Origin of the sequence: Microbacterium invictum (assembly GCF_034421375.1) — a bacterium.
In the GTDB taxonomy this organism is placed as follows: domain Bacteria; phylum Actinomycetota; class Actinomycetes; order Actinomycetales; family Microbacteriaceae; genus Microbacterium; species Microbacterium invictum_A.
In genome coordinates, this window is sequence record NZ_CP139779.1 from 2726431 (window position 1) to 2744056 (window position 17626).

The 17626-nt window shown below is 70.2% G+C and carries 22 protein-coding genes and 1 tRNA gene; 13 read left to right on the plus strand and 10 right to left on the minus strand.

Features of this window, described 5'->3' with window-relative positions:
* Nucleotides 1-84 precede the first annotated feature (84 nt).
* Nucleotides 85-1125, plus strand: a complete 1041-nt coding sequence (locus tag T9R20_RS13075) for a lactonase family protein (protein ID WP_322409744.1) — start codon at nt 85-87, stop codon at nt 1123-1125.
* Between the two features lie 165 nt (nt 1126-1290).
* On the opposite strand, the gene T9R20_RS13080 is transcribed toward T9R20_RS13075, so the two are convergent.
* Nucleotides 1291-1689 carry a hypothetical protein gene (locus tag T9R20_RS13080; protein WP_322409745.1) on the minus strand — a complete coding sequence of 133 codons (399 nt, stop codon included), beginning with the start codon at nt 1687-1689 and terminating at the stop codon, nt 1291-1293.
* A 56-nt stretch (nt 1690-1745) separates the two neighbouring features.
* On the opposite strand from T9R20_RS13080, the gene T9R20_RS13085 reads away from it, so the two are divergent.
* Both T9R20_RS13085 and T9R20_RS13090 read left to right on the plus strand, forming a co-directional pair.
* Nucleotides 1746-2120, plus strand: a complete 375-nt coding sequence (locus T9R20_RS13085) for a YccF domain-containing protein (protein WP_322409746.1) — start codon at nt 1746-1748, stop codon at nt 2118-2120.
* Nucleotides 2121-2139: 19 nt separating this feature from the next.
* Nucleotides 2140-3126, plus strand: coding sequence for an aldo/keto reductase (locus T9R20_RS13090; RefSeq protein ID WP_322409747.1), 987 nt, complete (start codon nt 2140-2142; stop codon nt 3124-3126).
* A 45-nt stretch (nt 3127-3171) separates the two neighbouring features.
* Here T9R20_RS13090 and T9R20_RS13095 read toward each other — a convergent pair whose 3' ends face one another.
* The 3 genes from T9R20_RS13095 to T9R20_RS13105 form a co-directional block, all read right to left on the minus strand.
* On the minus strand, nt 3172-4317 hold the full coding sequence (locus T9R20_RS13095) for an ABC transporter permease (RefSeq protein WP_322409748.1): 1146 nt from the start codon (nt 4315-4317) through the stop codon (nt 3172-3174).
* Nucleotides 4314-5291 (minus strand): ABC transporter ATP-binding protein, encoded by a 978-nt coding sequence (locus T9R20_RS13100; protein ID WP_322412181.1) that lies wholly within the window; start codon nt 5289-5291, stop codon nt 4314-4316. The genes T9R20_RS13095 and T9R20_RS13100 overlap by 4 nt, the downstream gene beginning before the upstream one ends.
* Before the next feature lie 125 nt (nt 5292-5416).
* Entirely contained in the window at nt 5417-6424 is a 1008-nt protein-coding gene (locus T9R20_RS13105) for a hypothetical protein (protein WP_322409749.1), read from the minus strand.
* A 132-nt stretch (nt 6425-6556) separates the two neighbouring features.
* Between T9R20_RS13105 and T9R20_RS13110 the strand changes: the two genes are divergently transcribed.
* The 5 genes from T9R20_RS13110 (at nt 6557) to T9R20_RS13130 (ending at nt 9621) form a co-directional block, all read left to right on the plus strand.
* The gene (locus tag T9R20_RS13110) at nt 6557-7525 is read left to right on the plus strand and encodes a ring-cleaving dioxygenase (RefSeq protein WP_322409750.1); all 969 of its coding nucleotides are present in this window, start codon (nt 6557-6559) and stop codon (nt 7523-7525) included.
* Nucleotides 7522-8163: an alpha/beta hydrolase gene (locus tag T9R20_RS13115; protein WP_322409751.1), complete on the plus strand. Its 642-nt coding sequence runs from the start codon at nt 7522-7524 to the stop codon at nt 8161-8163. Before T9R20_RS13110 ends, T9R20_RS13115 begins: the two co-directional genes overlap by 4 nt.
* A gap of 195 nt (nt 8164-8358) precedes the next feature.
* Entirely contained in the window at nt 8359-8763 is a 405-nt protein-coding gene (locus T9R20_RS13120) for a VOC family protein (RefSeq protein WP_322409752.1), read from the plus strand.
* Complete coding sequence (locus T9R20_RS13125; RefSeq protein ID WP_322409753.1) at nt 8760-9056, plus strand: helix-turn-helix domain-containing protein; 297 nt, start codon at nt 8760-8762, stop codon at nt 9054-9056. The genes T9R20_RS13120 and T9R20_RS13125 overlap by 4 nt, the downstream gene beginning before the upstream one ends.
* A gap of 1 nt (nt 9057) precedes the next feature.
* The gene (locus T9R20_RS13130; protein ID WP_322409754.1) at nt 9058-9621 is read left to right on the plus strand and encodes a dihydrofolate reductase family protein; all 564 of its coding nucleotides are present in this window, start codon (nt 9058-9060) and stop codon (nt 9619-9621) included.
* 49 nt (nt 9622-9670) lie between these two features.
* On the opposite strand, the gene T9R20_RS13135 is transcribed toward T9R20_RS13130, so the two are convergent.
* The 3 genes from T9R20_RS13135 to T9R20_RS13145 all read right to left on the minus strand — a co-directional run bounded on the left by T9R20_RS13135 (nt 9671) and on the right by T9R20_RS13145 (nt 12189).
* On the minus strand, nt 9671-10144 hold the full coding sequence (locus T9R20_RS13135; protein WP_322409755.1) for a nuclear transport factor 2 family protein: 474 nt from the start codon (nt 10142-10144) through the stop codon (nt 9671-9673).
* A gap of 186 nt (nt 10145-10330) precedes the next feature.
* Nucleotides 10331-11140 carry an ABC transporter permease gene (locus tag T9R20_RS13140; RefSeq protein ID WP_322409756.1) on the minus strand — a complete coding sequence of 270 codons (810 nt, stop codon included), beginning with the start codon at nt 11138-11140 and terminating at the stop codon, nt 10331-10333.
* Nucleotides 11137-12189 carry an ATP-binding cassette domain-containing protein gene (locus tag T9R20_RS13145; RefSeq protein WP_322409757.1) on the minus strand — a complete coding sequence of 351 codons (1053 nt, stop codon included), beginning with the start codon at nt 12187-12189 and terminating at the stop codon, nt 11137-11139. Before T9R20_RS13145 ends, T9R20_RS13140 begins: the two co-directional genes overlap by 4 nt.
* A 61-nt stretch (nt 12190-12250) precedes the next feature.
* Here T9R20_RS13145 and T9R20_RS13150 point away from each other — a divergent pair, with 61 nt between their 5' ends.
* Together T9R20_RS13150 and T9R20_RS13155 are read left to right on the plus strand one after the other, a co-directional pair.
* Nucleotides 12251-13285, plus strand: a complete 1035-nt coding sequence (locus tag T9R20_RS13150) for a YafY family protein (protein WP_322409758.1) — start codon at nt 12251-12253, stop codon at nt 13283-13285.
* A gap of 56 nt (nt 13286-13341) precedes the next feature.
* A tRNA-Met gene (locus tag T9R20_RS13155) sits at nt 13342-13417 on the plus strand.
* Nucleotides 13418-13444: 27 nt separating this feature from the next.
* On the opposite strand, the gene T9R20_RS13160 is transcribed toward T9R20_RS13155, so the two are convergent.
* Genes T9R20_RS13160 through T9R20_RS13170 form a run of 3 tightly spaced genes read right to left on the minus strand, consistent with a single transcriptional unit; the run spans nt 13445 to nt 15134 of the window.
* On the minus strand, nt 13445-14242 hold the full coding sequence (locus T9R20_RS13160) for a CPBP family intramembrane glutamic endopeptidase (RefSeq protein ID WP_322409759.1): 798 nt from the start codon (nt 14240-14242) through the stop codon (nt 13445-13447).
* Nucleotides 14243-14250: 8 nt separating this feature from the next.
* Complete coding sequence (locus tag T9R20_RS13165) at nt 14251-14622, minus strand: hypothetical protein (protein ID WP_322409760.1); 372 nt, start codon at nt 14620-14622, stop codon at nt 14251-14253.
* On the minus strand, nt 14622-15134 hold the full coding sequence (locus tag T9R20_RS13170) for a hypothetical protein (RefSeq protein WP_322409761.1): 513 nt from the start codon (nt 15132-15134) through the stop codon (nt 14622-14624). The genes T9R20_RS13165 and T9R20_RS13170 overlap by 1 nt, the downstream gene beginning before the upstream one ends.
* A 164-nt stretch (nt 15135-15298) precedes the next feature.
* Here T9R20_RS13170 and T9R20_RS13175 point away from each other — a divergent pair, with 164 nt between their 5' ends.
* The 3 genes from T9R20_RS13175 to T9R20_RS13185 all read left to right on the plus strand — a co-directional run bounded on the left by T9R20_RS13175 (nt 15299) and on the right by T9R20_RS13185 (nt 17626).
* Nucleotides 15299-16162, plus strand: a complete 864-nt coding sequence (locus tag T9R20_RS13175) for a MarR family winged helix-turn-helix transcriptional regulator (protein ID WP_322409762.1) — start codon at nt 15299-15301, stop codon at nt 16160-16162.
* A 105-nt stretch (nt 16163-16267) separates the two neighbouring features.
* Nucleotides 16268-16840, plus strand: coding sequence for a YdeI/OmpD-associated family protein (locus T9R20_RS13180; protein WP_322409763.1), 573 nt, complete (start codon nt 16268-16270; stop codon nt 16838-16840).
* A gap of 207 nt (nt 16841-17047) precedes the next feature.
* Nucleotides 17048-17626: a dienelactone hydrolase family protein gene (locus T9R20_RS13185; protein WP_322409764.1), complete on the plus strand. Its 579-nt coding sequence runs from the start codon at nt 17048-17050 to the stop codon at nt 17624-17626.

A 17626-nucleotide genomic window follows, 5' to 3' on the forward strand; every position in this document is an offset into this window, starting at 1 on the left:
CAGGGGTGGGGGTGTCCGTCCACGATACGCGTCGCGGTGGCCCGCAAACCGGGCGCTGGCCGTGAAGCGACCTACGATCGGAGGATGACCGACTCAGTGCTCGTCCTCGTCGCAAACGCCGGTGATGGCTCGATCAGCGTCTTCCGTGTCGAAGGAGAGCGGATGACGCGGCTCGCCGTCACAGAAGGGCTCACCGGATGCTCGACCTTCGCCGTCGACGCCGCCCGCGATCTCGTCTACGCGGGCGTGAAGGGGTCGCGCGACGGCGAACCCGCCGGCATCCTCACCCTCGCTCTCGATCGGGACACCGGTCGGCTGGAGCGTCGAACCCGTCTGGACCTTCCCGACGGCGGCATGAACTACCTCGCCCTGACGAGGGACGGATCGGGCCTGCTCGGCGCGGCGTACAGCGGCGGATACGGCATCTCGTCACGGATCGACGACGGTGTGGTGAGAGCGCCCGTCAGCCGTGTGAAGTTCGCGAACCTCCACTCCGTGCTGCCGAGCAGCGACGGGCGCTTCGCGTACTTCGTGTCGCTCGGCGACGACCTCGTGGCGCAGTACACGGTGGACGACGACCTCGCGCTGCTGCCGCTCGACCCTGAGACCGTGGCCGCGCCGGAGGGCAGCGGCCCGCGTCATCTCGTGCTGAACGCCGCGCAGGACGCCGTGTACGTGCTGACGGAGTTCTCGGGCGAAGTGCTGCACTACGCCCGTGACACCTCGACCGGCACGCTGCGCCTCGCCGGTCGCGCGCCGGCGTTCGACTCTTCGAAGGATCTCGCCCACAGCACCTTCGGCGCCGACCCGATGGCGGGGCACCTCATCTGGGGCGCCGACCTGCACTTCGGCGCAGACGAGCGGTACCTCTGGGCCACCGAGCGCACTGAGAGCACGCTCGCTGCCGTCGCGGTGTCCAGCGACGGGGGCGTCACGGGACCGACCCGGTTCTTCCCCACCGAGCCGCAGCCGCGCGGGTTCGCGCTGAGCGCCGACGGGCGCTTGCTCGTCGCCGCCGGAGAGCGCTCGACGACCGTGTCGCTCTACGCCGTCGACGGCGACACCCTCAGTCTCCTGCAACAGGCCGAGACCGGCCGCGGGGCGAACTGGGTGCGCTTCGCCTGAGCCCGTCTCCACCCCCACCCGCGAGGGTGCACTCCCCCACCGCGAGGGTGCACGCCCCACCGCCCGAGGTGCACCCCCCCGTCCGGGGTGCACTCCCCACCGCCCGAGGTGCACCCCCCCGTCCGGGGTGCACTCCCCACCGCCCGAGGTGCACTCCCCGCCTGCTCAACGGAACAGCGCCTCGTACTCCGCGAGGGGCACAAGCCCCTCCGCTCCCGCGATCATGAGCGCGTCCTGCGTGACGATCGCGTCGGCCTGCAGCTTCGCGACGGCAAGATACTCGGCCGGCCCCGTGTCATCCCAGTCCCGCTCGCGCGCAAGCGCGAACGCCGTGGCCCGCGACACCCTGTCGGCCAGCACCCGCACCTTCTGCGACGCGAGCGCCTCCAGCGTCCGCCTGCCCTCGCGGTCATCGAGCCGTCCCGCTCGCACGTCGGCGTAGACGGCGCGCAGCGCGTCGGACCGCATGATCGCCGGCGCGACGAGGGAGTGTCCGCTCGCGACATCCCTCTCGTCGGCCAGCAGCCGCAGCGCGGTCGCTGCGTCGATCGCGAATCTCGTCATGGCGGTGAGCCTCTCACGGGTCACCGACACCGCGCCCCGCCTGCGATGATCGACCCATGCGCACGCTGCTCAACATCATCTGGCTCGTGCTTTCGGGATTCTGGATGTTCCTCGGCTACGTGCTGGCGGGCATCGTCCTGTGCATCCTGATCCTGACCATCCCCTGGGGCATTGCGTCGTTCCGTATCGGGCTGTACGCGTTGTGGCCGTTCGGTCGCACGATCGTCGACCGCTCCGACGCGGGCGCGGGGGCGCTGCTCGGGAACATCGTCTGGGTCATCCTCGCGGGCTGGTGGCTCGCGATCGGTCACATCGTCACCGGGATCGCCCTGTGCATCACGATCATCGGGATCCCGTTGGGGTGGGCGAGCTTCAAGCTCGTACCTGTTTCTCTGTTGCCGCTCGGCAAAGAGATCGTCGACGTCCGCTGACGTGAAGGAGCTTCAGAAGATGCATACGCGCACTCTCGGTCAGGGCCTGGAGGTCTCGGCGATCGGTCTGGGATGTATGGGGATGTCGCAGAGCTACGGCCCGAACCCCGGCAGCCGTGACGACATGATCGGCGTCCTTCGCGCCGCGGTGGACCTCGGGGTGACCCTCTTCGACACCGCCGAGGTCTACGGCCCGTACGTCAACGAGAAGCTCGTCGGTGAGGCGCTCGCGCCGGTGCGCGATCAGGTCGTCATCGCCACGAAGTTCGGGTGGGACATCCAGGACGGCAAGAGCGTCGGGGTCAACAGCCGTCCTCACCACATCCGTCGGGTCGCGGAGGAGTCGCTGCGACGACTTCGCACCGACGTCATCGACCTCCTCTACCAGCACCGTGTCGACCCGGATGTCCCGATCGAAGACGTCGCCGGCACCGTGGCAGACCTCGTCGCCGAGGGGAAAGTGCGGCATTTCGGCCTCTCCGAGGCATCCGCGGCGACGATCCGCCGCGCGCACGCGGTGTTCCCGGTGACGGCGCTGCAGAGCGAATACTCCCTGTGGACCCGTGACCCCGAGTCGGACGTGCTCCCCGTTCTCGCCGAGCTCGGCGTGGGGTTTGTGCCGTTCAGCCCGCTCGGTCGCGGATATCTGACCGGGACGATGGATGCATCGACGACGCTGGCCGACGATGACATGCGCCGCGCGCTTCCCCGGTTCGGGAAGGAGAATCTCGAGGCGAATCGCGCGCTGATCGACCACGTGGCAGGGCTGGCGGCGGCAAAGGGTGCGACGCCGGGTCAGATCGCGCTCGCGTGGTTGCTCGCGCAGCAGCCGTGGATCGTGCCGATTCCGGGTACGCGTCGGGTCGAGCGGATCGCTGAGAACAACGCCGCGACGGCCGTCGCCCTGTCGGCGGACGAGCGGAGCGACCTCGACCAGCTTGCGCAGCGCATCGGCGTGCGGGGCGATCGGTACAACGCCCAGCACTTCCGCTTCGTCGACCGCTGACGCCGCGCTCCGCGCGGCGCGGCGTCGCGCCGCGCGCGGCGCGGGCTACGCGATACGCGTACCGGGCGGAAGCCGCCGCGACGGAGTGTGCGTGCGCACCGCGGCGCGCCACATCAGCAGCGCCAGGAGCGCCAGCTGCACGCCGAGTCCGACGAACCAGCTCGGCACCGTGCCCTCGACCTGCTCCTCAGAGGTCGGGAAATCCCCACCGGGCACACCGGTCGCGGTGTCGCACCCGTCGTACTCCTGCACCGCCTCCGGCGCGATCTGCGCGGTGCGCACCCCGACCTTGAGCGCCCCGAACGCGTCCACCGGATACCCGTCGCGCCAGACCGTCGGCGTCGCGTCGGCGAGGATCACGAAGGGATTCGCCGACAGCAGCCACCACACCCGGTCGAACCGCGGCGCCGTGTAGGTCGATGTCGTCCACGGCCCGCAACGATAGTCGGGCTCCTCCACACCGGGCCCGAAGCCGACGTCGACGCACTGCGGGAGCGGCTCGGTCGCCCCGGGATCGGCCGTCATGCACTCCTCCGGCACCTGCATCGACGGGTCGTACACCGGCTCGAGGAACCGCTGCCGCGACTCGATCTCGATCGGGAACGCCGTCCCCACCAGCCCGAACGCGATCGGCGTTCCGACCACGAGCGCCGCGACGGTCAGATAGGTCACCGCAACCGAGAACAGCGGACGAGCGAGGATGCCGCTGAGCGCGACCCCCAGCCCGGCGACGACCGCCACCTCGATGATGAGGATCACCAGCGACACCAGCAGCACGTCGGCCCGCACCTCGCCGAAGACGGCGGCGAAGATGAGGAACGGCGCCGAGACGGCGAGGAACGCCAGCCCTGTGATCCACGCCGCGAAGAACTTGCCGGCGATGATGTCGGCCGTCGTCGCGAGGGTCACCTGCACCGGCGCGAGTGTCGCGGCGTCGCGATCGCCGTTGATGGCGTTCCCGCTCAGGGTGGGCGACACGAGCACCACGAGCAGAAGCACGAAGAACACGATGATCGAGTACGCGGTGCTCCCCGCCTGCTGGAAGGCGTCGCGCGGCACCGAGATGAACGTCAGCGCCGTGACCCCGAGCAGCAGGACCGCGAAGATGCCGAGCAGCACGTACCAGGCGACGCTCCGGATGCGCTGGGTCAGTTCCAGACGGATGATCGTGGCGATCCGCTGAGCGTTCATCGGTCGCCCTCCCCCGTGGTCTGGGTATCCTCGACGATCGCCGGCGGCGCCACCGTCCCCTCGCGCAGATCCAGCAGCGTCTGCTCGAGCCGGCCGGTCGACGGAGCGAACTCCGCCACCGCGATCCCCGCTCCGACGATCGCCGCCAGCCCCGCCGCGGCGTCGGTCTCGCTCGCGAAGGCGACGAGGACGCCGGCACGGTCGCCCGTGACATCCGTCCGCCCGAGCGCCGCCGCGATCGCGCCCTGCGCGGCGACCATCTCGCCCCCCGCGACCCGCACCCGCCAGTACCGCCCGCGTTGCGCGGACGCGGCGACCCGGTCGGCCGAGACCGATTCGCCGGCGATGAGGAAGGCCGCGTCGTCGACGAGCTCCTCGAGCTCGGAAAGGATGTGGCTGGAGATCAGAATCGTCCGTCCCTCGTCGGCCAGGCGTCGCAGCAGCAGCCGCAGATGCACCCGCGACTCGGGGTCGAGACCCGAGGCCGGCTCGTCCAGCAGCAGCACACGCGGGTCGTGCACGAGCGCACGGGCGAGCCCGAGCCGTTGCTTCTGCCCGCGGGAGAGCACGCGCGCGGGCGACGCGGCGAGCGCGCGGAGGTCGAGCAGGTCGATGAGCGACTCGGCACGGGCCGCCGCGTCGTCGCGCGGCAGATCGTAGAGCCGCCCGGTCGTGACGAGCGTCTCGCGCACCGTGAGCGAGCCCCACGCGCCGAGGGCGTCGGGCATCCATCCGATCACGCCGCGGGCGCGCTGCGGCTCGGCGACCGGGTCGATGCCGGCGACACGGATCTCGCCGGCATCCGGCGCGAGCAGCGACGACAGCATCAGCAGCAGCGTGGTCTTACCCGAACCGTTCGGCCCGACGAGGCCGGTGACCTTCCCGGGCGGGGCGTGCAGACTCACGTCGCGCACCGCGTGGACGTCGCCGAACGACCGACGCACGTGCGTCGCTACGATCCCCCCGGAGGGGATGCCGGCGGCGCCGGCCGATGAGGGAACGGGGTCGGGCGCGGCGGCGTCAGCGGAAGTCACCCGGCAAGCCTAGGCCGCAGCCCCCACAATCCCGGGGAACGCCGGATGTACGTTTTCCGATCGTCTCACCCGGGCGAAGAACCCGCCCGCCGCCCCGGCAGCGCGAGCACGGCGCCGACGACGCACAGCACGCCGCCGGCGGTCGCCGCCCACCATGCCGACGCGACGGGGACTTCGAGCCACACGAACGGCGCATCCGCCGCTCCGCCGAGGGGCGCGAGCGACAGCGCCCACGCCTCGGCGACCACCTCGCCGCCGATGATCGCGATGCCGAGCGCAGGCAGCGCCAGCCCCGCGCCGATCGCCGCCAGCACGAATCCGGTCGCGGCCCTCGGACCCACCTGCATCACCAGCGCCCACGCCGCGGCGACGAACACCCACACCAGCAGCACGGCCGCCACGAGCGCGTATCCCCAGCGCAGCACCGGTTCGGTCCACAGCGCCGACCACGCCGCTGCGGGCCCGCCGATCGCGACCGGGATGAGCGTCCACACGCACCGAAGCACCACCGCCCCACCCGCCGCGGCCAGCACCGGCCACGGCGAGCGCGCACCGACGAGCGCTCTCAGGACGAGGACGGCCACGAACCATCCGCTCATCACGATCACGAGGTGCACCCATGACAGAAAGGAGGTCTGCACCGCCCGCGTACCGAGCAGCAGCGCGCCGGGCACGAGGATGAGCAGCCATTTGTCCAGCTGCAGCAGGCCGAGGGTCGACTCGCGAGCCCGCCAGGGCCGGGTCGACCCGAGCCAGCTCGCGCGCGCGGCCGCAGCGCCGGGCCGTCGCACCAGCCGGGTGCGGGCGGCGAACATGCCGATCACGCCCCACACGAGGGCCAGGAGAAGGATGCCGCGGGCCAGCCACGCCATGAGGGCGTCGCGTCCGTCGTCGTACCCTGCCGCGCCGGTCAGCTGCACCGCGATCGTGGTGTCATCGACCGCCGGCGTCTCGCCGGTGGGAAGCACCTGCAGGGTGGTGAGCACGGCGGCGGTCACGAGGCCCACGGCCAGCACTCCGGCCACGGCGCCTGCGACACCGGCGAGGATGCCCCGCCGTGTCACCATCGCCATCCGATAACGCTAACGGATGCCGCGGCCCGCGCCCGACCTGTCGCGATCGGCCGCTCTGCGGCATCCTGGAATGAAACGGGCGATTCATGCGTTTGCATAGACATCATCCGGCATCGGACTTCAGGAGAGATCATGACCGCCGCCACGCAGGGTCTGCACCACGTCACCGCACTCGCGGGCGACCCGCAGAAGAACATCGACTTCTACATCACCGGCCTCGGGCTGCGACTGGTCAAGAAGACCGTCAATTTCGACGCTCCCGGCACCTACCACCTCTACTACGGCGATGAGGCGGGCCGTCCCGGCAGCCTCATGACCTTCTTCCCCTGGCGGGGCATCGCCCCCGGCCGGATCGGAGCGGGCCAGTCGACCTCGACGGCGTTCTCGGTTCCCGCCGGGTCGCTCGGATGGTGGGTCGACCACTTCGCATCGGTGGGCTCGGAGGCGAAGATCACCTCGACGAGTTCGAGCGAGGAGCGCCTTCTGGTCCGCGACCCGGACGGCCTGCAGATCGAGCTCGTCGCCACGCACGAGAACGACCCGCGCGACCCGTGGGACTCGAAGAGCGTGCCGGCCGAGTACGCCATCCGCGGGCAGCACTCGAGCGTGCTGACCGTCCGCGACGCCGAAGGCACCATCGGGCTGATGGTGAACGACCTCGGCATGCGGATCGTCGAGCAGGAGGGCGGGCGCACGCGCCTGGCGGCCGGCCCCGGCGGCCCGGGCGCCCTCGTCGACGTGCACGCCTCCGGCCTCGCACCCGAGGGGCTCACCGCCGGAGGAACCGTGCACCACATCGCGTTCCGGGTGCCCGACCAGGAGACCCAGCTGGCCTGGCGCAACGACCTCGTCTCTCGCGGACACCAGGTGACCGAGATCCTCGACCGGCAGTACTTCACGAGCATCTACTTCCGCGAGCCCGGCGGGGTGCTCTTCGAGATCGCGACCGACACCCCCGGCTTCGACATCGATGAGCCGCTTCTCGAACTCGGACGCTCGCTGAAGCTGCCGCCGTGGCTCGAGCCCTCCCGCGAGGCGATCGAGGCCCGCGTGCAGCCGGTGTCGCTGCCGACCGAGAACAACCCCGAGGTCGCGGCGTGAGCGGGTTCGCGGGCGCTGTGGATCTCGACGCCTGGCCGCACCTGTTCGAGCCGGGCGACGTCGATGCCCCCGTCCTGCTGACCCTCCACGGCACGGGCGGCGACGAGCGCGAGATCACCGCGCTCGTGCCGCACCTGTGGCCGGGCGCGGGGGTGCTCTCGCCCCGCGGTCGGGTGAGCGAGCAGGGGATGACCCGGTGGTTCCGTCGCAGGGGCGAGGGCGTGTTCGACGTCGACGACGTCATCGTGCGGGCGGGTGAGCTGGTCGCGTTCCTCGAAGCGGCGCGGGAGCGATACGGGCTCGAGGGGCGTCGCATCATCGCGACGGGATTCTCGAACGGGGCGAACATCGGTCTCGCGACCGCGCTGCTTCATCCCGAGACCCTCGACCGGGTCGTGGCCTTCAGCGGGATGTACCCGTTCGCCGACCGCGACCCGGTCGGTGACGTCTCGGCGGTCGAGCTGGTGCTGCTCAACGGCGCTGCCGACCCGATGGCGCCGTCGGCGAGCGTCGACCGCCTCGAGCAGGTGGCGCTGGCGCACGGGGCGAACGTCGATCGCCGTGTGCGACCCGGCGGGCACGGCCTCGCGCAGAGCGACGTCGACGCGGCGCGGGAGTGGCTCGCGGGGCGCCTTTGACGCGGCCACTTCCGATTCGGGGTGCCTTCAGAGGCAGGGCCGGGTGATCAGCGCGAGGTACTGGCCGGAGGGATCGAGCAGGCGGACACCGCGTCCACCGCGCTGGTAATTCATCTCGGCAGGCCCAGGGTCGGGCCGTGAGGCCCTGCTCATGAGACTCTTGACACCGCACTTGCATTTTGCAAGCATGCGGTCATGAGCCTCTTCATCACCTGCCCTGTCAAGGACGTCGAGAGGGCGACTGCGTTCTACACCGCGCTCGGCTGGCACCTGAACGCCGAGATGTCCGACCACAACGTGTCGTGCTTCGCGATCGCTCCCGAGCAGTACGTGATGCTCGGAAGCCATGAGATGTACGCGGCCGTCGGTGGGACCGCGGACCTCGTGGGCGGAGCGGGCGCGCCCTCGAAAGTCACCGTCTCGTTCGATCTCGACAGCCGAGAAGCCGTCGACGCGCTCGTCGACCGCGCTGCTGCCGCCGGCGGACGCGTCGGGGACGTCGACGACTACCCCTTCATGTACCAGCGGCAGTTCGACGATCCCGATGGCTACCACTACTCGCCGTTCTGGATGAAGCCCGAGTCCGATCCCGCCCCGTGAACGACCTCGCAACGGCGTTGGACGTCGTCGGCGCGCGGTGGGCGCTGCTCATCGTCGCGGAGCTGCTCGACGGACCGCAGCGCTACGGCGACCTTCAGCGCCGACTCGGGGCTCCCACCAATATGCTCGCCACGCGCTTGCGCGAACTCGAAGCCGCGGCCGTGCTGACCCGGCTCCCGCTGAAACAAAACACCCGCGCCTACGCCCTCACCGCTCGGGGGCGGGCTCTTCGTCCCGCCGTCGCCGCCCTTGCACGGTGGGGCGCCGAGAGTAGCGTGGCGCACGGAGGCTGAAGTGCCGAAGCTGATCTACACGACGAATGTCTCGCTGGACGGCTTCATCGAAGACCCGGACGGCGGCTTCGACTTCCTCCCGCCGGGCGACGACGTCTTCGCCGCGCACACCGCGCTGATGCAGTCGATCGGCACGCTCATCTACGGGCGTCGCCTCTACGAGCGGATGGCCGTCTGGGAGACCGACCCCACGTTCGCTGCGCGCTCACCCGCCCTGGCGACCTTCGCGGCGGCGTTCACCGACACCGACAAGGTCGTGTACTCGTCGACCCTGACGCACACGCAGACGGCCCGCACCCGCATCGAGCGGGCCTTCGATCCGGCCGCCCTGACGACGATGAAGGATGCCGCGGATCGCGACCTTCTCATCGGGGGCGCCGACCTCGCGGGCCAGGCGCTGCGCGCGAGGCTCGTCGATGAGGTGCAGCTGTACATCGCCCCGGTCGCGGTCGGCGGCGGCAAGCCCGGTCTGCCCACCGGCATCCGGATCGATCTCGAGTTGCTCGATCAGCATCGCTTCGCGAACGGCGTCGTGCTGCTGCGGTATCGCCCTCGCTCGGTGTGAGCGCCGATCGCGACGCCATCCCGCAGGCTCACCGCCCCCGCATCCCCCGTCACCTTCTGCCCGGTTTCGCTTCGCGACGCGGCCGAAGCCGCCGGGGGAACGCGCGGCCGCGCGGCGCAACCCGACGCTCAGCGGCTGAGGGGCGTCTGCTGTACAGCGCGAGCCGTATCTGCCCGTCGACCCGCTCGTACACGCTCGTCATCGCCGCGACGAAGGGCTCAGGCATCCCGGCCCGGCGCGCCGCGCCGCGGTACACCAGGGCCGCGGTGCTCGTCCCGGCCGGCACCATCCGCTCCTCCGTCATCTCGAAGGAGTCCCGCGTCGGGGCCTCTGCATGGGCGGTGCGGACCTGGCTCCGATCCATCACCACACCGTCCGCAAGCACCATCACCGCGTCATCGGTCATCAGATCTCCGTAGAACTCCGCACCGGCGGACGTCACCCACGAGGCCCACGCAGCTCCCCCGTCAGAATGGGCCCCGAAACGCCCCAGAGAAGGGCGCAACGTGACGGGGGAGGACACCGCCCGCCCGCTCCCCCGTCACGATGCGCCCCCTCGACACGCGTCGGAAGGGCAGATCGGGACGGGGGAAGGAGCGGCGGGCCGCGCCGTCCCCAACTCCTGCAAAACCGGGGCCGCGGGGCGCGAACAGCCCCGCCTGGGCACCCGCCCACCGATTCTGCAGGAGTTGGGGACGAGCAAACCGGCTCAGCCGCTCCGGCGCATCGCCCGCACCCCGACGACGAGCCCGACGGCGGCGAGCAGCAGGGCCGCGATCCAGCCCCACAGCACCACCGGCGCCGAAAGGTCGCCCGACAGCAGCGCCCGCTCGGCCTGCACGACCCAGTTCACCGGGTTGACGGTCGCGACCGCCCGCATCCACGCCGGACCGTCGTCGAGCGGCAAGAGCACGCCCGACAGGATCAGCAGCGGGAAGATCAGCGTCTGTTGCACTCCCCAGAAGAGCCACTCCCGGTCCTTCGTCTTCAGCGCGAGGCTGTACGACAGCGACCCCAGGCCGACGCCGAACACCGCCAGCAGCGCGAGACCGACCACGAGCCCCGGGACGTTCACCGCGAAACCGAACGGCAGCGCGATCAGCACGATGATGATCGCCTGCACGACGATCGGCACCACTTCCTTCAGTGCGCGTCCGACGAGGAGCGACGCCCGCGAGATCGGGGCGACCAGGGTGCGCTCGTGCGAGCCGGTCATCATCTCGTACTGCAGGTTCGACCCCGTCGCCCCGGTGCCGAAGAGCACGATCATCACGAGCACGCCCGGCACGAACCAGCGCAGGGTCTCACCCACCGGCTCGCCCGACTGCCCGACGAGCAGCGGCGCGAACAGCCCGAGGAACACCAGGGGCTGCACGAGGCTGAAGATGAGGGTGAACGGGTCGCGCAGCGTCGGCCGCAGTTCTCGGGTCAGCACATTCCAGGTGTCGCGGGCGGGGTTCGGTCGCACCGCGGTGTCGGGGCGATCGGATGCCGGGGACTGGCGTACGGGCGCGCTCATCGCACTGCTCCTTCGGTCTGAGTTCTCGCGGTCTCGGTCTCGGGGACGGCGGCGTCCCCGTCGGTCTCGTCGTCGATCGGGTGCTCGGCGTCGCGGAGCGTCCGCCCCGTGAGGCTGAGGAAGACATCGTCGAGGGTCGGCGGGACGCCGGTCGCGCGCACCACCTCGATGCCCGCGGCGTCGAGCGCGCGCACCGCGCGCGGAAGAAGCGCATCGCCGTCCGGCGCCGTCACCACCAGGTCGACGGCGCCGTCGCGCCGCACCTCGCGCGCGCTCAACGCCGACAGCAGCGGAAGCGCGCGGTCAGCGGCATCCGGTGTGCCGAAACCGAGCGTCAGCACATCTCCGGCCAGCTCGGCCTTCAGCCGCGCGGCGGTGTCGTCGGCGATGACGCGTCCTTTGTCCATGACCATGACGCGCTCGGCGTAGCGGTCTGCCTCTTCGAGGTAGTGGGTGGTGAGGAAGATCGTCGTGCCGAAGCGCTCGCGAAGGTCGAGGATGTGCTGCCAGAGATTCGCGCGACTCTGCGGGTCTAGGCCCGTCGACGGCTCGTCGAGGAAGATCAGCGGAGGCGCGTGCATCAGACCGAGTGCGATGTCGAGCCGACGCTTCTGCCCGCCGCTGAGCTGCTGGACGGTGCGGGTCGCGAATCCCGCGAGATCGAGCGACTCGATGAGCTCGTCAGCCCGCGCGGATGCCGCGGCGCGGCCCATCCCGTAGAAAGCACCCTGGCTCAGCAGTTCGTCGCGGGCGCGCTGCGAGAAGCTGCCGCTGGTGAGCTGGCCGACGTACCCGATGCGGGCGCGGACGCCTTCGGGGTCTCGGAGGATGTCGCGCCCGACCACCTGCGCGGTGCCCGATGTCGGTGGGAGGAGTGTGGTGAGCATGCGCAGGCTCGTGGATTTTCCCGCGCCGTTGGGCCCGAGGAACGCGACGAGTTCGCCGCGCTGCACCTCGAACGAGAGGTCGGTGACTGCCGCCACGGTCTTTTTCTTCACGGTGAAACGCTTGGTGAGCCCCTGCGCTTCGATGATCGGTTCGTTCGCCATGCGTCGAAGGTAGAAGCCCACCCGGACAGATCCTGTCCGCGATAGGAGGCAGAATCGACGCATGTCCGACACCACGACACGCGCGCTCTCTCTGCTGAACCTTCTGCAGACGCATCGACACTGGCCCGGCACCGAGCTCGCCGCGCGGCTGGGCGTCACCGAGCGCACCGTGCGGCGCGATGTCGAGCGGCTTCGCGACCTCGGCTACCGCATCGAGTCGACGCCCGGCATCGCCGGCGGGTACCGGCTCGAGGCGGGGAGCGCGGTGCCCCCGCTGCTCCTCACCGACGAAGAGGCGGTGGCGATGGCGATCGGGCTGCGCGTCGCGGCATCCCAGCGTCTGGTGAGCGGACCCGAGACCACACTCACCGCGCTCGCGAAGCTCGAGCAGGTGCTGCCCGCGCCCCTTCGCCGCCGCGTGAACGCCCTCGCCGACGCGGTGCAGCCGGCGGGCATCCAGACGGGGGCAGCCGTGTCGAGCGAGGTGCTCGGCGAGCTCGCCCTCGCGATCCGCGACCACGAACGGGTGCGGTTCGACTACACCTCGATGACCGGCGCCGAGACACGGCGTCGTGTCGAGCCGCACGCCCTCGCGCCCGCCGACCGGCACTGGTATCTGCTCTGCTGGGACCTCGAGCGCGACGACTGGCGCACCTTCCGCGTCGACCGGCTCGCGCGGGTCGAGCACACGCGGGTCCTGTTCGACCCGCGGCCGCTCACTCCCGCCGAGGTCGAAGACTTCATCCTCGTCGCCCGGTCGTGGACACGGCAGCCCGTCGAGGCGGACGCCGTCATCGAGCTGCCGATCGACGTCATGAAGGAGCATTTCGGCATTTGGGGGCAGGGCGCGACCGAAGAGGATGCCACGCGCACGCGCTGGCCCGTCGGCGGCGCCGACTTCCGCGAGACCATGTACGGCCTGTCGTGGATCCCCGCCGGCGTGGACTACACCACCGACCTCGCCGAGCCGTCGCGCTCCGAGCTGCGCGAGGTGCTCGAGCGGATGCTGCGTGCCGTCGACGCTTCCCCGCCGCCAGCGCGCACCCCGGTGGTGGAGCGAGCACCCCACCCCGCGCAACACACCGTCACACCCTGACACTCTCCTTCACATTTCTGGCGGATGTCGCCGGGCTCACGTAGCGTCGAGGTCATCGCGGCGATCCGGGCGGTCCCGGGCTCCGACTCATAATCGGACGCGTTGCGGGTTCGACTCCCGCCGTCGCGTCCACTTCCGCCCCGGGGCTCCTGCCGCCGGTCAGCTCACCCGGGTCGTTTCCGCGACACCGGTCCGTTCGTCAGCGCCACGGATGACGAATGCGACGCCGATCAACGCCACCACGATCGCGAGGATCTCGACGACGCCGCCCAGTGCTGTGAGTGGCCCTGGGGTGCCACGAGCGACGCTGAAAGTGGAGAAGTCCCACAGTCCGTGAAGGATCATGGCCCAGATGAGACTCCCCGTCACGCGGCGCAGGATGTAGAAGATCGTTCCGGCGCCGAAGGCGAGCGCCACCTGCTGCAGCGTGGGTCCGATCGCCTGACCAGTGAGCGCATTCGCGAGGTGCATGAGACCGAAAAGCGCGGATGTCAGGAACCACACCCACACCTCGGGGAGCCGACTTCGCAGCCCCACCAGCAGGAGACCGCGCGTGGTGAGCTCCTCGGTGAAGCCGACGAGCAGCAGCACGATCGAGGCAGCGAAGAAGGCGGCGTCGTAGGCTCCCCAGTCCGTGAATGACAGGTTGAGCACAAGGGCGACCACCATGATGATCGGGGCGATGATCGGCCAGGTGTGGGCGGACCGATGCCGGTCGAACAGCGCCGGCCGCCACCATCCGAGCAGGGTCGTGGTGACCGCGAGGAGGACGGCTCCGACGATGAGGGAGAGACCGGCGCCGAGGAAGAGGTTGATGCCGCTTTCGCCGAACTCCGTGTACGGAATACCGGAGAGCTGCTGGACCGTGAAGACGACCGCGACGTAGGCGAAGTAGACGACGAGGCCGATCCACACCCGAGGACGGACACGGTAGCGCTGCGTGGCGTGGTCGGACATCGGGCCCCTCACTTTCGGAAGAACTCGTTCGCGCGGCTCGTGTAGAGAAGCGCGAGACCGATGATGGCAACGATCCCGGAGAGGATCGGCGCGACGAGGTTGGCGGGGTTGGCCGCAATGGCCACGATCGCTGTCAGCAGAGAGAGCACGAAGGAGATCGTGACGAGGATGCGGGCGACGTTGCTCCCGCTGAAGAGGAAGAACGCCACGAGGAACGAGATCACCCCGACGACGATCGCGACCCACGCCGGCTCGGCACCGACACCGTCCGGGCTGAGCACACGCGTGAGCACGAGGACGCCCGAGATGATCTGCAGCGCCGCGCCGATCCAGGCGAGAACGGCGATGAGGACGACGCCGGCGGGGCGCTGACCGGCCATCAGGCCTTTCCTCCGTCGGCGTCATCAGCGGAAGACTCTTCGGCTTGGACGGCCTCGAGCAGGTCCTTCAGTCCGAGGCCGCCGACGTTCTGCGCCTCCACCTCGAGCGTCGTCCCCGTCGTCGTGTCGGTCAGCCCGATCACCACGACCGTGCCGCGTCGGCGCCTGGTGACCTGGAGGTCCTTCCGTTCGATGTGCGCGACCGGGTGCAGGTGCTTCCACCCCCCGACGAGGCCGGTGCTCTCCCTTCCGAGCACGTAGAGACGCCCGGCGGAGAGCGCGAGCACGAGCGACGGATAGCTGCCTTTCGACGCAGCGCTCACACGTTCGCCGATCATTCCGCCCGCAACGCCCCACGCCGTCGGGTTGCTGCCGCCGGCTGCGACGCCCGCCGCCGCGCCGAGCACTCCGGCAAAGGTCGACCCTCGTGGCATGACCACCGCGACATCGAGGATCTCGTCGTCGGGAATGACAGCCTGCGCGCCTTCTCGGGCGTGTTCTTCTCTCGACATATCGGTGATCTCCCACAGTTCGGCCGCCGACGCGCCTCGTCAGGCATCTGACCTCGGCACGACGCTAGCTCACAGCAGGACAAAACTGAACTACTTGGCGGCGCGCACTTCGGGCGAAGCCGCAGGACGGCCCCTGCTTGAATGGAGGCTTCGGCAGGTGGGGCATGGATGGAACAGCGCAGGCTCGAGCTCTGGGGCTCCTGGGTCGATTCAACGACGACCTGACCCAGGTCTTCGACTCCACGTTCGGCACCCAGTGGGCGGAAATCGAGGAGATGACCGCGATCAGCGCGATCGCGGCGGATTCGCGCGTAACGACCCGCCGGCTGGCAGAGATCACGCGGCTCAATCGTCGCGCGGTCTCGCGGATGGTGGCCCGTCTGCGCGAGCATAACCTCGTCCTCACCCGCCCGTCGGACCGCGACGGACGCGCTGTCGAGGTCGTGTTCACTCCCAGCGGCCAGCGACGGGTAGAGGCGCTGCGTACTTCGATCCTCGGCTTCTACCTCGCGAACGCCGCCATCGCCCGTGAGATTCGCGACGGCCTCGGATCAGCATCGGCGCCGCTGCGACCCCCAGCGCCGACGGATCCGCTGGACCTCCTTCGCCGTGTGTGCGAGGCCGGGGTCGCGCTGGTGCGATCCATGCCGGATGCCGCGAGTCAGGGACAGCTGGCCGCACGCCAGCGTGCGGCGCTCGTGCAGATCGCGTCGTCGACGGACACACGCCCGCACGACCTCGCCGCGGCACTGCAGGTATCTCGCGCCGCGGCCACATACATCGTCGACCAACTGTGCGCGAAGGGGTACGCGCTCCGCCGCCGTGACCTCGTCCCCGCGGACCGGCGAGCGGTCGTCGTGCAGGCGACCCCCCGTGGCTTGACTGCCGTGCAGGCCGTCATCAGCGGAATCGAACGGCAGGCTGACTCGCTCGCGCATCTGTTCGCCGAGCTGGCCGATTTCGCCGAGCTGGCCGCGGGTGGTGATCAGCTCGCCATCGACACCGCGGCCGGGGCGACCGGTCGTTGAGCGAGCTGCCGCAATCCGGAAGCGAGGCAGTCCACCGGCGAGCTGTGGTCTGGACGTCCTCGCCGCGTCGTCTCGTCTGTCCGGACGGGCGCTTATCCTTCGACCATGGTCGCCATCTCCGCCAAGCCCGAGCTGCGCGTCGACACCATCGAGGAATGGGAGCGCTGGCTCGCATCCGATCCCGGCCCTGACGGCGTGAGGTTGCGCGTACGCAAGACGGCGTCACGCCAACCAGGCATCACATACGCCGAAGCACTCGACGTCGCGCTGTGCTTCGGCTGGATCGACGGGCAGAAGCAGTCTCTGGATGCCGACTACTTCCTGCAGGTCTTCACGCCGCGCCGGCCTCGAGGGGTGTGGTCGAAGGTCAACATCGCGCACGCTGAGCGTCTCATCGCCGAAGGACGGATGCGCCCCTCCGGACAGCGCGAGATCGACCGCGCGAAGGCCGACGGTCGCTGGGACGCCGCCTACCGCCAGAGCGACGGCGACATCCCAGCCGAGCTCCAGGCGGCGCTCGACGCCGACCCGAAGATCGCCGCCGCCTTCGCCGCCCAGTCGGCGCAGAACCGGTTCGCGATGACATTCCGCATCACCAACCTCAAGCGGCCCGAGTCCCGCGCTGCGCGCGTGGCCCAGTACGTCGCGATGCTCGAACGCGGCGAGACGATCCACTGACTCGCGCGGAGACCCACCGGTCGGAGATGGTCTCACCCCTCGCCAGGGGCGTCGGGCGACGTCGGCTGAAACGGTTCGGAATGTCGTGCAGCACACCCCGATACCCGTGACCTACGGAGAAGCCCGTGGCCGTGGCCCGCCTCGTCCTGCGATGCTGGGTCGATCGATCGCATCCAGCGTCGATGTCGACTCGAAGGGATGGCCCAGATGGCCGACGTTCTGCTCTTCCACCACGTCCAGGGTCTGACGCCGGGCATGGCCGCTTTCGCCGAGACGTTGCGCTCCGCCGGCCACACCGTCCACCTGCCCGACCTGTTCGACGGACACACCTTCGACTCGATCGACGACGGCATGGCGCACGTGCGCGAGATCGGCGGCTTCGCGGCAGTGCTTGCTCGCGCAGAGTCTTCCACCGACGGTCTCCCCCACGAACTGGTCTACGCGGGCTTCTCGCTCGGCGTCGTTCCGGCACAGAAGCTCGCCCAGACTCGGCCGGGTGGTCGAGGCGCTCTGTTCTACAGCGCCTGCCTGCCCGAGGAGGAGTTCGGCACCTGGCCGTCGGGGCTCCGCGCTCAGGTGCACGGCATGGCGGACGACCCGTTCTTCACCGAGGAGGACGGCGACCTCGCCGCCGCGCGAGCACTCGCCGCCTCGCATCCCTCGGTCGAGATCTTCCTCTACCCGGGCGATCAGCACCTCTTCGCCGACGACTCGCTCCCGGACTACGACCAGAAGGCGAGCGCGCTCCTCGTCAGCCGGACCCTCGCCTTCCTCGCATCCCTCTGA

Excerpts from the sequence above, each read along its gene's own strand:
- T9R20_RS13165 (WP_322409760.1), bottom strand. The coding sequence starts at position 14,622 with ATGGCCGGTCAGCGCCCCGCCGGCGTCGTCCTCATCGCCGTTCTCGCC.
- T9R20_RS13085 (WP_322409746.1), top strand. The coding sequence starts at position 1,746 with ATGCGCACGCTGCTCAACATCATCTGGCTCGTGCTTTCGGGATTCTGG.
- T9R20_RS13075 (WP_322409744.1), top strand. The coding sequence starts at position 85 with ATGACCGACTCAGTGCTCGTCCTCGTCGCAAACGCCGGTGATGGCTCG.
- T9R20_RS13110 (WP_322409750.1), top strand. The coding sequence starts at position 6,557 with ATGACCGCCGCCACGCAGGGTCTGCACCACGTCACCGCACTCGCGGGC.
- T9R20_RS13170 (WP_322409761.1), bottom strand. The coding sequence starts at position 15,134 with ATGTCGAGAGAAGAACACGCCCGAGAAGGCGCGCAGGCTGTCATTCCC.
- T9R20_RS13150 (WP_322409758.1), top strand. The coding sequence starts at position 12,251 with ATGTCCGACACCACGACACGCGCGCTCTCTCTGCTGAACCTTCTGCAG.
- T9R20_RS13145 (WP_322409757.1), bottom strand. The coding sequence starts at position 12,189 with ATGGCGAACGAACCGATCATCGAAGCGCAGGGGCTCACCAAGCGTTTC.
- T9R20_RS13175 (WP_322409762.1), top strand. The coding sequence starts at position 15,299 with ATGGATGGAACAGCGCAGGCTCGAGCTCTGGGGCTCCTGGGTCGATTC.
- T9R20_RS13160 (WP_322409759.1), bottom strand. The coding sequence starts at position 14,242 with ATGTCCGACCACGCCACGCAGCGCTACCGTGTCCGTCCTCGGGTGTGG.
- T9R20_RS13180 (WP_322409763.1), top strand. The coding sequence starts at position 16,268 with ATGGTCGCCATCTCCGCCAAGCCCGAGCTGCGCGTCGACACCATCGAG.
- T9R20_RS13140 (WP_322409756.1), bottom strand. The coding sequence starts at position 11,140 with ATGAGCGCGCCCGTACGCCAGTCCCCGGCATCCGATCGCCCCGACACC.
- T9R20_RS13095 (WP_322409748.1), bottom strand. The coding sequence starts at position 4,317 with ATGAACGCTCAGCGGATCGCCACGATCATCCGTCTGGAACTGACCCAG.
- T9R20_RS13120 (WP_322409752.1), top strand. The coding sequence starts at position 8,359 with ATGAGCCTCTTCATCACCTGCCCTGTCAAGGACGTCGAGAGGGCGACT.
- T9R20_RS13105 (WP_322409749.1), bottom strand. The coding sequence starts at position 6,424 with ATGGCGATGGTGACACGGCGGGGCATCCTCGCCGGTGTCGCAGGCGCC.
- T9R20_RS13080 (WP_322409745.1), bottom strand. The coding sequence starts at position 1,689 with ATGACGAGATTCGCGATCGACGCAGCGACCGCGCTGCGGCTGCTGGCC.
- T9R20_RS13090 (WP_322409747.1), top strand. The coding sequence starts at position 2,140 with ATGCATACGCGCACTCTCGGTCAGGGCCTGGAGGTCTCGGCGATCGGT.
- T9R20_RS13185 (WP_322409764.1), top strand. The coding sequence starts at position 17,048 with ATGGCCGACGTTCTGCTCTTCCACCACGTCCAGGGTCTGACGCCGGGC.